This is a genomic window from Serratia sp. BNK-17 (assembly GCF_048684935.1).
In the GTDB taxonomy this organism is placed as follows: domain Bacteria; phylum Pseudomonadota; class Gammaproteobacteria; order Enterobacterales; family Enterobacteriaceae; genus Serratia; species Serratia nematodiphila.
Window position 1 is genome coordinate 3,747,415 of sequence record NZ_JBLQTR010000001.1, and the last position, 13,311, is coordinate 3,760,725.

The 13,311-nt window shown below is 61.8% G+C and carries 13 protein-coding genes; 9 read left to right on the forward strand and 4 right to left on the reverse strand.

The window, feature by feature from the left end:
* Positions 1-38: 38 nt before the first annotated feature.
* Both ACMGF7_RS17790 and ACMGF7_RS17795 read left to right on the forward strand, forming a co-directional pair.
* On the forward strand, positions 39-263 hold the full coding sequence (locus ACMGF7_RS17790; RefSeq protein WP_004934623.1) for a hypothetical protein: 225 nt from the start codon (positions 39-41) through the stop codon (positions 261-263).
* Positions 260-526 carry a hypothetical protein gene (locus ACMGF7_RS17795; protein ID WP_033632804.1) on the forward strand — a complete coding sequence of 89 codons (267 nt, stop codon included), beginning with the start codon at positions 260-262 and terminating at the stop codon, positions 524-526. Before ACMGF7_RS17790 ends, ACMGF7_RS17795 begins: the two co-directional genes overlap by 4 nt.
* Before the next feature lie 9 nt (positions 527-535).
* Here ACMGF7_RS17795 and ACMGF7_RS17800 read toward each other — a convergent pair whose 3' ends face one another.
* Genes ACMGF7_RS17800 through ACMGF7_RS17810 form a run of 3 tightly spaced genes read right to left on the reverse strand, consistent with a single transcriptional unit; the run spans position 536 to position 3,113 of the window.
* Positions 536-688: a DUF2474 domain-containing protein gene (locus ACMGF7_RS17800; protein ID WP_004934619.1), complete on the reverse strand. Its 153-nt coding sequence runs from the start codon at positions 686-688 to the stop codon at positions 536-538.
* Positions 689-702: 14 nt separating this feature from the next.
* On the reverse strand, positions 703-1,710 hold the full coding sequence (gene cydB / locus ACMGF7_RS17805; protein ID WP_004934617.1) for a cytochrome d ubiquinol oxidase subunit II: 1,008 nt from the start codon (positions 1,708-1,710) through the stop codon (positions 703-705).
* Between the two features lie 2 nt (positions 1,711-1,712).
* Complete coding sequence (locus ACMGF7_RS17810; protein ID WP_004934615.1) at positions 1,713-3,113, reverse strand: cytochrome ubiquinol oxidase subunit I; 1,401 nt, start codon at positions 3,111-3,113, stop codon at positions 1,713-1,715.
* 144 nt (positions 3,114-3,257) lie between these two features.
* Between ACMGF7_RS17810 and ACMGF7_RS17815 the strand changes: the two genes are divergently transcribed.
* From ACMGF7_RS17815 to ACMGF7_RS17840, 6 genes are all read left to right on the forward strand, one after another.
* Entirely contained in the window at positions 3,258-4,676 is a 1,419-nt protein-coding gene (locus tag ACMGF7_RS17815; RefSeq protein ID WP_004934613.1) for a PLP-dependent aminotransferase family protein, read from the forward strand.
* A gap of 187 nt (positions 4,677-4,863) precedes the next feature.
* Complete coding sequence (locus tag ACMGF7_RS17820) at positions 4,864-6,519, forward strand: ABC transporter substrate-binding protein (protein ID WP_164094982.1); 1,656 nt, start codon at positions 4,864-4,866, stop codon at positions 6,517-6,519.
* Positions 6,520-6,567: 48 nt separating this feature from the next.
* Positions 6,568-7,524 carry an ABC transporter permease gene (locus tag ACMGF7_RS17825; RefSeq protein WP_004934604.1) on the forward strand — a complete coding sequence of 319 codons (957 nt, stop codon included), beginning with the start codon at positions 6,568-6,570 and terminating at the stop codon, positions 7,522-7,524.
* A 4-nt stretch (positions 7,525-7,528) separates the two neighbouring features.
* Positions 7,529-8,479, forward strand: a complete 951-nt coding sequence (opp4C, locus tag ACMGF7_RS17830; RefSeq protein ID WP_004934600.1) for an oligopeptide ABC transporter permease — start codon at positions 7,529-7,531, stop codon at positions 8,477-8,479.
* On the forward strand, positions 8,476-9,462 hold the full coding sequence (locus ACMGF7_RS17835) for an ABC transporter ATP-binding protein (RefSeq protein WP_033632808.1): 987 nt from the start codon (positions 8,476-8,478) through the stop codon (positions 9,460-9,462). Before opp4C ends, ACMGF7_RS17835 begins: the two co-directional genes overlap by 4 nt.
* Complete coding sequence (locus ACMGF7_RS17840; protein ID WP_197799662.1) at positions 9,452-10,420, forward strand: ABC transporter ATP-binding protein; 969 nt, start codon at positions 9,452-9,454, stop codon at positions 10,418-10,420. Before ACMGF7_RS17835 ends, ACMGF7_RS17840 begins: the two co-directional genes overlap by 11 nt.
* Positions 10,421-10,422: 2 nt before the next feature.
* Here ACMGF7_RS17840 and ACMGF7_RS17845 read toward each other — a convergent pair whose 3' ends face one another.
* Positions 10,423-11,397, reverse strand: coding sequence for an alpha/beta hydrolase (locus ACMGF7_RS17845; protein ID WP_049240549.1), 975 nt, complete (start codon positions 11,395-11,397; stop codon positions 10,423-10,425).
* 666 nt (positions 11,398-12,063) lie between these two features.
* Between ACMGF7_RS17845 and ACMGF7_RS17850 the strand changes: the two genes are divergently transcribed.
* Entirely contained in the window at positions 12,064-13,278 is a 1,215-nt protein-coding gene (locus tag ACMGF7_RS17850) for an aspartate aminotransferase family protein (protein ID WP_015378175.1), read from the forward strand.
* The last annotated feature ends 33 nt before the right edge of the window (positions 13,279-13,311 follow it).

Consider the following 13,311-nt stretch of genomic DNA (forward strand, 5'->3'; position numbering starts at 1 on the left):
CTTTCCCCTGGTGAATCAACGGCCACAGGAGGTGGAGTATGCGGAGTTTACCGATTCGGTTATCCAATGAAATCGACGACAGTTTGAACGATATTGCCCGGCGTCACGGGATGGCCAAAACCGACGTCATACGCCTGGCGTTTGCTTTAATGACGATTGCCGACCGTGAGTGGATGAAACAGGATGGTTCCCGCCTCGGTATCGTGCGTGAAAGCGACGAGGGGCTGGAGGCAGTCGCCGTGGTGGTGGGGATTTTTCCATGAAGCCGCAACATGAGCGCCCGCAGCTCGATGCTGAAAGGTTGTATTTGGATCCTTCGCTGGTCTTCGACGAAATGGAGCGGCTGCGCCTGGCGCGCCAGGTACTGTGCGGGATATTTGCGGTCAGCGTGGGCGTATTCGCCGCCCACGCGTATTGGGACAAAAACGAAGCGCTCGGTCAAGTGTTCGAGCTGGTGAAGATCGGCGCCTTGCCGCTGGTCACGCTGGTGGTCTCTTTTTACTTTCCCAACAGCGCGTCCAGATAAGGCGCCGCGTTAATGCGATTTCATGCCCGCCGCGGTCATCAGCAGGCGGAACAGTGAGGCGACCACGAACAGCCCCAGCACGCTGGCGCTCCAGATGATCACCAGCCAACCGATGCGTTTCCACCAGGGCGCCGGAGCGGCGGCTGCCGTTTTATCTTGCATAGCGTCCTCCCTCCTCAGTGATAGCCGTGCTCATGGCTGATCTTGCCGCGGAACACGTAGTAGCTCCAGAAGGTGTAGACCAGGATGATCGGGATGATGAACAGCGCGCCCACCAGCATAAAGCCGAGGCTCTGCGGCGGCGCGGCGGCGTCCCACAGGCTGATGGCCGGCGGGATCAGGTGCGGCCAGATGCTGATGCCAAGCCCGCTCAGGCCGAGGAACACCAGCAACAGCGTCAGCATGAACGGCGAGTAGTGCGCGCCGCGTTTCACCCCGCGCTGAATGCCCCAGGCGCTGAGCAGCACCAGCAGCGGCACCGGCAGCAGCCAGAACAGGTTCGGCAGCGTAAACCAGCGGGCGGCGATTTCCGGATGCGCGATCGGCGTCCAGATACTGACTGCGGCCAGCACCAGCAACAGGATCGCCAGCAGCGGCGTCGCCAGGTAATACATGCGCGCCTGCAGATCGCCGGCGGTTTTCATCACCAACCAGGTGCAACCGAGCAGGGCGTAGGTTACCACCAGCCCCAGCCCGCAGAACAGCGCGAACGGCGTCAGCCAGTCCAGCGCGCCGCCGGCGTAGGTGCGGCCTTCGACCGGGAAACCGTTGATCACGGCGCCCACCACCACACCCTGGCTGAAGGTGGCGAAGAGAGAGCCCCAGATGAACGCTTTGTCCCAGATATGGCGCTTCTGCGGCGTCGCCTTGAAGCGAAACTCGAAGGCCACGCCGCGGAAAATCAGCCCGATCAGCATCAGCGTCAGCGGGATCGCCAGCGCGTCAAGGATCACCGAGTAGGCCAGCGGGAAGGCGCCGAACAGCGCCGCACCGCCCAGCACCAGCCAGGTCTCATTGCCGTCCCACACTGGGGCGACGGTGTTCATCATCAGATCGCGATCGCCGCTCTCTTTCACCCACGGAAACAGGATGCCGATGCCCAAATCGAAACCGTCCATCACCACATACATCATGGTGCTGAACACGATGATCACAAACCAAATCAGCGGAAGATCGATACCCATGTTCAGCTCCTGTCGTCCAGAGTGTCGTTGACCGCGGACAGCGGACGCGCCGGGCGGCCCTCGGTATTGTCTTCTTGGTGCTCATGCGGCTGCGGCCCTTTGCGGATCAGACGCATCATGTAGGAGTAGCCCACGCCGAATACCGAGCAATAGACGATGATAAACGCCAGCAGGCTGATGCTCATGTGCAGATCGCCGTGCGCGGAGACCGCATCCTTGGTGCGCAGCAGGCCATACACCACCCACGGCTGGCGGCCGATCTCGGTGGTGAACCAGCCCGCCAGCAGCGCCAGCAGTCCGGATGGGCCCATCCACAGAATGAAGTACAGGAACGGGCGCGACTGATAGAGCCCGCCGCGCCAGCGCAGCCACAGGCTCCACACCCCGGCCAGGATCATCAGCATGCCCAGCCCGACCATGATGCGGAACGACCAGAACACCACGGTGGAGTTGGGGCGATCCTCCGGCGGGAAGGATTTGAGCGCCGGCACCTGCTCGGTCAGGCTGTGCGTCAGGATCAGGCTGCCGAGATAGGGCACCTCCAGCTTGAAGCGGGTCTCTTCACGCTGCATGTCCGGCCAACCGACCAAGATCAGCGGCGTGGCTTCGCCCGGCGGGTTTTCCCAGTGGCCTTCGATGGCGGCGATCTTCGCCGGCTGGTGTTTCAGCGTATTCAGGCCGTGCGCATCGCCGATCAGCGCCTGCACCGGCGCGACGATCAGCGCCATCCACATCGCCATCGACAGCATCTTGCGCATCGCCGGCGTATCGCGGCCGCGCAGCAGGTGCCAGGCGGCCGACGCGCCGACGAAGAACGCCGAGGAGAGGAAGGCGGCGGTGGACATATGCAGCAGGCGATACGGGAAGGACGGGTTGAAGATCACCTTCAGCCAGTCGACTGGCACCACCTGGCCGTTGATGATTTCGTGTCCCTGCGGGGTCTGCATCCAGCTGTTGGAGGCCAGGATCCAGAAGGTGGAGATCAGCGTGCCGAGCGCCACCATGCAGGTGGCGAAGAAGTGCAGCCCTGGGCCGACGCGGTTCCAGCCGAACAGCATCACGCCGAGGAAACCGGCTTCGAGGAAGAAGGCGGTCAGCACTTCGTAGGTCAGCAGCGGCCCGGTAATGCTGCCGGCGAACTCGGAGAAGAAGCTCCAGTTGGTGCCGAACTGGTAGGCCATCACCAACCCGGAAACCACGCCCATGCCGAAGTTAACGGCGAAAATCTTTGACCAGAAATGGTAAAGCTCACGATAGGCTTCATTGTGCGTTTTCAACCATAATCCCTCCAGCACCGCCAGATAGCTGGCTAAGCCGATGGTGATGGCGGGGAAGATGATATGGAAAGACACGGTGAAGGCGAACTGTATTCTGGCGAGTTCCAGTGCATCAAGACCCAGCATGGCGCCTCCTAGGGTTGAACATAAATTAACCTCTTGAGTATAGCTGTCATTTTTATGTGAAAAGCTTGGCGTGAAGTTAATCACGAAGTACAGTGACTATAATAGTGACAGTTATTTTACTTTTTCATATAACAGTTAATGGTTATGACCCGATACGAACAGCTTGCGCAGCAGATTAGAGAACAGATCCAGAACCGGGTGTGGCGGGCGGGCGACAAGCTGCCTTCGCTGCGCGAGAGCGGCAAACGCGCCGGATTAAGCTTGATGACGGTGGTGCAGTCTTACCAACTGCTGGAGAGCCAGGGGTGGATCGTCGCCCGGCCGCAGTCGGGTTACTACGTGGCGGCGCGCCCGCAGCCGCTGCCTCAGCCTTCGCGCGGCGAGAAACTGTTGCTGAGCGAGCAGGTGGACATCAACGCCTTTATTTTTGACGTGCTGCAGGCCTGCAAGGATCCGGACATCGTGCCTTTCGGTTCGGCCTTTCCCGACGCCACGCTGTTCGCCCAGCCGAAGCTGGCGCGGGCGCTGAGCAGCGTAGCGCGCAAGTTCACGCCGCACAGTTCGCTGGCCAACCTGCCGCCGGGCAACGACGCGCTGCGGCGGCACATTGCCCAACGTTATGCGCTGAGCGGCATGCAGGTTGCGCCGGACGAAATCGTTATCACCGCCGGGGCGATGGAGTCGCTCAGCCTCAGCCTGCAGGCGGTGACCCAACCGGGCGACTATGTGGCGATCGAGTCGCCGGCGTTTTACGGTGCGCTGCAGGCGCTGGAACGGCTGCGGCTGAAGGCGGTGGCGATCGCCACCCATCCGCAGGACGGCATCGATCTGGACGCGTTGCAACAGGCGGTGGAGCAGTATCCGATCAAAGCCTGCTGGCTGATGACCCACTTCCAGAACCCGCAGGGCGCCACCCTGCCGGAGGCCAACAAACAGCGTCTGGTGGCGCTGCTGCGCGAGCGGCAGATCTCGCTGATCGAAGATGATGTCTACGGCGAGCTGTACTTCAGCGCCGAACGGCCGCTGCCGGCCAAGGCGCTCGACAGCGGCGGCCAAATCCTGCACTGCTCGTCGTTTTCCAAATGCCTGGCGCCGGGTTTTCGCGTCGGCTGGGTGGCGGCGGGGCGTTATGCGCAGCAGATCCAGCGTTTGCAGCTGATGAGCACCGTTTCCACCAGCGTGCCGACCCAGATGGCGCTGGCGGATTATCTGCTGCACGGCGGCTACGACACTCACCTGCGGCGGTTGCGCCGCCTGCTGGCCCAGCGCCAAAGCGCGATGCGTCAGGCGATTGCCCACCATTTCCCGCCGACTGTGAAAGTCAGTCAGCCCGACGGCGGTTACTTCCTGTGGCTGGAGCTGGATCCGGCGCTGTCGTCGATGGAGCTGTACCGGCGGGCCCTTTCCCGGGGTATCAGCATCGCGCCGGGGCGCATGTTCACCACCGGCGACCATTTCAACCACTGCTTCCGTCTCAACGCCTCTTTTGAATGGAATGATCGCTTTGAAGAGGCGATCAAAACCTTAGCCAAACTTATCCGGGGGCTGGCGGCGGCCGGTTGAGCCGCGTTTTCCACGCCGCTTCGCCCCAGAAAAATTCATAATGCTTTTTTCGGCAATGGAATGCCGGTTTCGTTGTTAGACAGCCCTCCAGCCGCCCATTACTCTGCGATAAATTTTGTCACATTTTTATCAACGGGTAGACGAGGGGCAGTGGGTGAGTAGAATAAAAAACAAGCTAAACAAACTGTTGCGTTATCGGTTGACGCCGCTGGCGTTGATCTGCGCGCTGGGATTGAGCGCCGGCGCGCAGGCGGAAACGCTGGCCGAAGGCATCACGCCGGCCAGCGACGCCAGCCGGGTGCCAGCCGCCGCCAAGCTGCGCAAAGACACCGTGGTGGCGGGCATCTCGGAACCGCAGGGGATTTTCAACCCGTATCTGTTCACCAACGGCTGGGACGAGAACGTGACCGACGTGATCTTCAGCCGCCTGATCGGCCTGGACAGCCAGGGCAAGCCGGAAGGGCGTCTGGCGGAGTCCTGGCAGGTCAGCCCCGATAATCTGACCTACACCATCAAGCTGCGGCCGAATCTGGTCTACAGCGACGGCTCGCCGCTGAAGGCTGACGATATCGCCTTTACCCTGACGCTGTTGCACGATCCGGCCTATGACGGCGACACTGACATCACGCCGGCGCACATTCAGGGTGGCGCCGAGTATAAAAACGGCACCGCCGCCGGCATCAGCGGCCTGAAGGTGATCGACGATCGCACCATTCAGATCGTCACCACGCAACCGGGCGCTACCACGCTGCAACTGATCGGCGGCCCGGTGCTGTCGCGGGCTTACTACGGCAAAAACTATCAGCGGGGCAAGCTCGACGGCGTGCGCGCCTTGAACGGCAAACCGCTCGGTAACGGCCCCTATATTTACGACAAGTACGTGCCGGGGCAGGAGATCCGCTTCCATGCCAACCCGAACTTCTACCTCGGCCCGCCGCCGATGGCGCGCTTTATCTATCGCGTCACCAACCCGGCCACCAACTTCCAGCTGTTCCAGACCGGTGAGACCGACTACGACGCCTTTACCGCCAAGCCGGACGATATCGAACAGCTCAAGCTGCTCGGCTTCGCCAATATCAACCTTTACAGCTCGAGCGATTACAGCCGCATCGACTTCAACCTCAAGCGTCCGGCGCTGCAGGACAAGCGGGTGCGCCAGGCGTTGATTTACGGCCTGGATCGGCAAAAGCTGATCGCCGTGGTGTATCAGGGGTACGGCAAGGTCGCCAACCAGCCGATTTCGCCGATCTCCTGGGCCTATGACGCGAATGGCATCAATCCTTACGCTTACGATCTCGATAAGGCCAAAAAGCTGTTGGACGAGGCCGGTTGGCAGGTGGGCGCTGACGGCATCCGGCAGAAAGACGGTAAAAAGCTGGAGCTGACGCTGCTGGTGACCAAAAAGCTGATCAACGACGCGCTGGTGCCGATCGCCAAGGATAACTACCGCCGGCTCGGCGTGGTGCTGAAACCGCAGGTATTGGATTTCAACGCGCTGCTGGCGCAGCGCAAGGCGGGCAATTACGACCTGGCGTCTCTCAGCACCAGCACGCTGAACGATCCGCACGACGGCGTACGCGATTTCATCAGCCGCGAGAGCGAGACCGGCTATCACAACCCTCAGGTGGACGGGCTGATCGCCAAAGCCAATGCCACGCTGGATATCGCGCAGCGTAAGCCGCTGTACCATCAGCTGTATCAGGCGCTGGCGGACGATCCGCCGGTGATCCTGCTCGGCAACCGCGAGATTTTGAGCGCCAGCAGCGCGCGCGTCACCGGCTTTAAACCGGATATCTACAACGGACTGGTCGGCAGCCTGCCGAACGTCAAACCGGCGCCGTAACGCCCTGACGCCGCCGCGCCATTCCGGGCGGCGGCGATGGAACCCGCGATGAGAAATTTTATCCTGCGTCGTCTGCTGCAGACGATCCCGATGCTGCTGTTGGCTTCCTTGCTGATTTTTTGCATTTTCGCCCTGGCGCCCGGCGATTTTATCGACGGCAACATCAATCTGACCGCGCAACGCGCCGCCGAGCTGCGGGCGCTGTACGGGCTGGATCAGCCGTTGTTCAGCCGCTATCTGCACTGGCTTGGCCGGCTGCTGCAGGGCGACCTCGGCTTTTCACTGCAGTACCAGATCCCGGTCAGCACGCTGCTGAACCAATACATCTGGAATTCGTTCCTGCTGGCGGCGGTGGCGATGGTGTTGTATTGGGGCATCGCGCTGGCGGTGGGAGTGATCTCGGCGATGAAACCCTATTCGCTGTTCGATCATCTGATCACCGTGGCGGTGTTCGCCGCCATGTCGTTTCCGACGTTCTTCCTGTGCCTGTTGCTGATCAAATGGTTCGCCGTCGATCTGCACTGGCTGCCGGCGGGCGGCATGCTGCGCACCGGCAGTGAGGCGAGCGGGTTGGCCTGGGCGCTGGAGGTGGCGGCGCACCTGCTGTTGCCGGTGCTGGCGCTGGTGATGCTGCAGGCCGGCAGCCTGACGCGCTATTTCCGCGCCAGCATGCTGGAGGTGATCCGCATGGACTATATTCGCACCGCGCGCGCCAAAGGGCTCAGGGAGAAAACGGTGATCCTCAAACACGCGCTGCGCAATGCGCTATTGCCGATCATCACCCTGCTGGGGTTCGAGCTGCCGGGATTGTTCTCCGGCGCGCTGATCACCGAAAAAATCTTCAACTGGCCGGGCGCCGGACACATCCATATCGATTCGCTGGCGGCACGTGATTACCCGGTATTGATGGGGTTCACGCTGTTTCTGGCCGCCTTGACCATTCTCGGCAATCTGCTGGCGGATATTCTGTACGCCTACGCCGATCCACGCATTCGCTTGAGGTAACACGATGTTGGCTACGTTGTTTTTCGGCCGCCGTCGCCGCTGGCGCCAGGCGCAACTGCCGGCGCTGGCGCAACTGTCGCCACCGCCCGCAGCGCAGGCCTGGCGGCGGCTGCGCCGCCACCGGCCGGCGATGATTTCGCTGGCGTTGCTGGTGCTGTTGGCGTTGCTGTGCCTGATTGGGCCGTCGTTGTCGCCGTGGCGCGACGATGCCGGCGATGTGCTGAATATCAATCAGGCGCCGAGCGGCGCGCACTGGTTGGGCACCGACTTTCTCGGCCGCGATATCTGCACCCGGCTGCTGCTGGCGGGGCGGATATCGCTGACCATCGGCCTGGTGTCGATGTTGCTGTCGGTGACGCTGGGCTACGTGCTGGGGGCGCTTTCCGGTTATCTGGGCGGCGTGGCGGACCGGCTGATCATGCGCTTCGCCGATCTGCTGATGACCATTCCCGGCCTGCCGCTGTTGATCATCATGGGCGCGATGCTGACCGAACTCGACGTGTCGCCGGACTACCGCATCTACATGGTGATGATCATGCTTAGCCTGCTGGGATGGCCGTCATTGGCGCGGCTGGTGCGCGGCCAGATCCTGTCGCTGCGCGAGCGGGATTTCATGCTGGCCACCGAGGTGCTGGGTCTCTCCACCCGGCGACGCCTCTTCGGCCATCTGCTGCCCAACACCGTACCGATTCTGGTGGTGGTGGCCACCATGGCGGTGGCCAACGCCATTCTCAGCGAATCGGCGCTGAGTTACCTCGGGCTGGGCGTGGTGCCGCCGACACCGTCGTGGGGCAACATGATGGACGCCGCCAACAGCCTGATCGACTTTCAGCGCCGGCCCTGGCTGTGGATGCCGCCGGGGCTGGCGATCTTCGTCACCGTGGTGGCGATCAATATCCTGGGCGACGGCCTGCGGGACGCGCTCGATCCGAAAATGAACGGAGTAACACGATGAGTCAACCGCTGGTGGCGTTCGACCGACTGTCGGTGTCGTTTCAGGGCGAGCAGGGGCCGGTGCGGGCGGTGCAGCAGGTCAGTCTGGAACTGCAGGCCGGGCAAACGCTGGGGATCGTCGGCGAATCGGGCTGCGGCAAAAGCGTGACCGCCATGGCGCTGATGGGGCTGTTGCCGCAGCCGCTGGCGCAGGTAGACGGCGGCGAGATTCGTTTTGAAGGACAAAACCTGCTGTCGCTGCGGGCGGCGCAGATGGCTGATTTGCGCGGCAACCGGCTGGCGATGATCTTTCAGGAGCCGATGAGCGCGCTCAATCCGGTGCTGACGCTCGGCGAACAGCTGCTGGAGCCGCTGATTCGTCATCTGGCCCTGTCGCCGAAAGCGGCCTGGCGTCAGGCGGTGCAACTGCTGGAGGAAGTGGGATTGGCGCGCGCGGAGGCGCTGATGCGCTGCTACCCGCACCAGCTTTCCGGCGGCATGCTGCAGCGCGTGATGATCGCCATGGCGATAGGGTGCCGGCCGGCGCTGCTGATCGCCGATGAACCGACCACGGCGCTCGACGTCACGGTACAGGCGCAAATCCTGGCGTTGCTGCGCGAGCAGAGCCGGCGACACAATATGGCGATGATCTTGATCACCCACGATCTTGGGGTGATCGCACAAATGGCGGATCGGCTGGCGGTGATGTACGCCGGGCGCGTCGTCGAGCAGGGAACGACGCGGGAAGTGCTGGCCGAACCGCGGCACCCTTATACTCAGGGGCTGATCGCCTCGCGGCCGGTGCCGGGGCAGCGGCGTCGCCGTTTGTACTCCATTCCCGGCCAGGTGCCGGATCTGGCGCGGCTGCCTGAACACTGTGCGTTTGCCGAGCGTTGCGCGCAGGCCACCGCGCGCTGCCGCGACGGCATCCCGCCGCTGTACGGGACTCAGCAGCGCCAATCCGCCTGCTTCCTCAACGCCGGAGGGCGACTGCATGTCGACTGAACCCTTGGTGGAAGTGAAAGGATTAAAGAAATATTTCCCGCTGCGCGACGGGCTGTTCGGGCGAACCACCGGCCAACTGAAGGCGGTGGACGACGTCAGCTTCAGCATTCGCAAGGGCCGCGTTTTCGGGCTGGTGGGCGAGTCCGGCAGTGGCAAAACCACCGTCGGCCGCACGCTGCTCGGCCTGCACGATAAAACCGCCGGCGAGGTGATGTTCAAAGGGCAGGCGCTGGATAGCCTCAGCAAAGACGCGCTGCGCGCCCTGCGGCCGAAAATGCAGCTGGTGTTTCAGGATCCGTACAGCTCGCTGAATCCGCGTCTGCGCGTGGGCGACGCCATCGGCGAAGCGCTGTTGCAGCATGGCCTGGCAAGCAAGGCGGAACTGCGTGAACGGGTGCTCGATACCCTGGCGATCTGCGGGCTGTCGCCGCAGCATTACGGGCGGTTTCCACATGAGTTTTCCGGCGGCCAGCGGCAGCGCGTCGGCATCGCGCGCGCGCTGATCCTGCAACCGGAATTTATCGTCGCCGATGAACCGATATCGGCGCTCGACGTGTCGATTCAGGCGCAGATCATCAATCTGTTTTCCGATTTGCAGGAAAGGCAGGGGGTGACGCTGCTGTTTATTTCGCACGATCTCGGCGTGGTGGAGCATCTGTGCCAGGACGTGGCGGTGATGTATCTGGGGCAGATCGTCGAGAGCGCCGACCGCGATTCGCTGTTTCGCCAACCGCTGCATCCCTACACGCAGGCCTTGTTGGCGGCGGTGCCGACGCTGGATACGCACCGTTCGCCGGCGTGGGTGGCCGGGGGCGAAGCGCCCAATCCCGCCAACCCGCCGCGCGGCTGCCGTTTCCATCCCCGCTGTCCGCTGGCCACGGCGCAATGCCGTGAACAGGCGCCGCATCTGCGCAGCGTGGCGCCCGGCCATCAGGTGGCTTGCCACGTGGTTGGCTAGCGTCAGGACAGGTAGTGCTTCAACGCGCGCCCGGCCTGGTGGATCGCCGAATGCACCGCCGGGACGTGGGCGAGCGGGTTCAACAGGCCGTAGTCGTGGATCAGGCCGTTGTAGCGGGTGGCGGTGACCTCGACGCCGGCGGCGTCAAGCAGACGCGCGTAGGCTTCGCCCTCATCGCGCAACACGTCCAGTTCGGCGGTCTGCACCAGCGCCGGCGGCAAGCCCCGCAGCTGTTCCGGCGTGGCGTTGAGCGGCGAGGCGTAGATCTCTTTGCGCTGCGCCTTATCGGGCGCATAGCTGTCCCAAAACCACTTCATCATGTTGCGAGTCAGGAAATGGCCTTCGGCAAACTGATGATAGGAATCGGTATCAAAGTGGGCGTGCGTGACGGGCCACAGCAGGATCTGGCAACGCAATGCCGGTATGCCTTTCTCTTTGGCCATCAGGCTGACCACCGCCGCCATATTGCCGCCGACGCTGTTGCCGACCACCGCCAGCCGTGACCCATCGACATTGATTTTTTCGCCGTACTCGGCCACCCATTCCGTGGCGGCGTAGGCCAGATTAATCGCCTGAGGGTAATGCGCTTCCGGGGAGCGGGGGTAGTTGACGAATACCGCCGCCGCGCCGGAGCTGTAAACCAGATCGCGTACCAGTCGTTCATGAGTGGGGAAATCGCCCAGCACCCAGCCGCCGCCGTGAAAGAACATGAATACCGGCAACGCCTCCTTGACCCTGGCCGGCCGCACCAACTGCAGCAGAATATCCTGGCCCTCAACGTGGATGGTTTTCTCGCTGATTTCCACCTCGCGCAGCGGCACCTCGACGCTGCGTTGCACGTCCTCCAAAACCCTGCGCGCTTCTTTGGGCTTCAGCTGATCCATGGGTTTACCGCCACCGGCATTCAGCGCGTCGAGAAACGCGCGGATGTCGTGTTGGGCGTGCGGCTGGCTGAGATCGACGGTTTTCTTGGGCATGGTGGCTCCTTGTGCGCAGAAGAGAAGGGGCGGTCAGGATCACAGTGTAGTCGCTGGCGTACAAAGCACGAATCGCGGTCAGCGCGGCTCCTTTTTCGCGAGTATGGCGGGTGGCGCCTCTGCGTCGCTGCCGCGTTGCACCATGCTGGCGCGCCGCTGCACCCGATGGGGGCAAAAAGTGTGATAGCGAGCAAATTGGGGGAAATTATTTTTGCGAGCCCGATCAGAAATCCTGAAGTTTTTCGTAATTGAATAGGATTTCGCACGCAATGATGATTTTAGGCCTTATTTTTTAATTTATGCATTACCAATGCATAGAAAATGAATAAATATTCATTATAAGCCGTTGTTTTAACGTAAAAAATAGCAAAATCCGGCAAAAATCCCGTTTTGGCACGATAGCTGCTCTACACTCTTTATCAAACGACATGTATTTTAACTGCTCGTTAACATTTACTCCCCGCTCAGGGACCGGATATACGCCATAAATAGTGAAAAACCGATTTTATGTAACAGATTTGTTTCTAAATCAGCGGTAAGGGACAGCATTTTCTCCGCCGCGAAAGTCGGTTTTGAACAACGGTTTTTTTGCATTGTGGCGGTCTAACCGGGCTTGAGCGGCCCTTACAGTCAAAATTCAGCCTTTGCTGAGATTATGAGGTCACTATGGAACAGCCAATCGCAGTTACCCGCCAGTCTTTCGATGACTGGATGGTCCCGGTTTATGCCCCTGCCGATTTTATTCTGGTGCGTGGCGAAGGATCGCAGGTGTGGGATCAGCAGGGTAAGTCTTACATCGATTTCGCCGGCGGCATCGCGGTTAACGCGCTGGGCCATGCGCACCCGGCGGTCAAGGCGGCGCTGGTGGAACAGGCGGGCAAACTGTGGCATCTGGGCAATGGCTATACCAACGAACCGGTGCTGCGTCTGGCCAAAAAACTGATCGACGCCACCTTCGCCGACAAGGTGTTTTTCTGTAACTCGGGTGCAGAAGCCAACGAGGCGGCGCTGAAACTGGCGCGTAAACACGCGCACGACCAGCACGGCGCCGGTAAAGATCAGATTGTGGCGTTCAACAACGCGTTCCACGGCCGCACGCTGTTCACCGTTTCCGCCGGCGGCCAGCCGAAGTATTCGCAGGATTTTGCGCCGCTGCCGGGCGGAATCACCCACACGCCGTATAACGATCTGGCCGCAGCGGCCGAGCTTATCAACGATCGCACCTGCGCGGTGATCGTCGAGCCTATTCAGGGCGAGGGCGGCGTGCTGCCGGCGGAGGCCAGTTTCCTGCAGGGGCTGCGTGAACTGTGCGATCGTCATAACGCGCTGCTGATCTTCGACGAAGTGCAGACCGGCGTCGGCCGCACCGGCCATCTGTATGCCTACATGCAGTACGGCGTGGTGCCGGACGTGCTGACCACCGCCAAAGCGCTGGGCGGCGGCTTCCCGATCGGCGCGATGCTGACCACCGATGCGCTGGCGAAAACGCTGGGCGTCGGCACCCACGGCACCACCTACGGCGGCAACCCGCTGGCGACGGCGGTGGCGGGGGAAGTGTTCTCCATCATCAACACGCCGGAAGTGCTGGAAGGCGTCAAACAACGTCACCAGTGGTTCATCGACGGGTTGAACGATATCAACCGTCAGTACCCGATCTTCGCCGAGATCCGCGGCGGCGGTTTGCTGATCGGCTGCCAATTGAAGAAAGATTATGCCGGCAAAGCGAAGCAGATCACCCAACTGGCCAACGAAGAAGGCGTTATCGCGCTGATCGCCGGTCCGGACGTGGTGCGTTTCACGCCGTCGCTGATCATCCCTGAGCAGGATGTGAAAGAGGGGCTGGCGCGATTCGCGCGCGCCGTGGCGCGCATTTGCAGCTAATCAGCGGGCTGCGCCTTCACCGGCGCAGCCTGA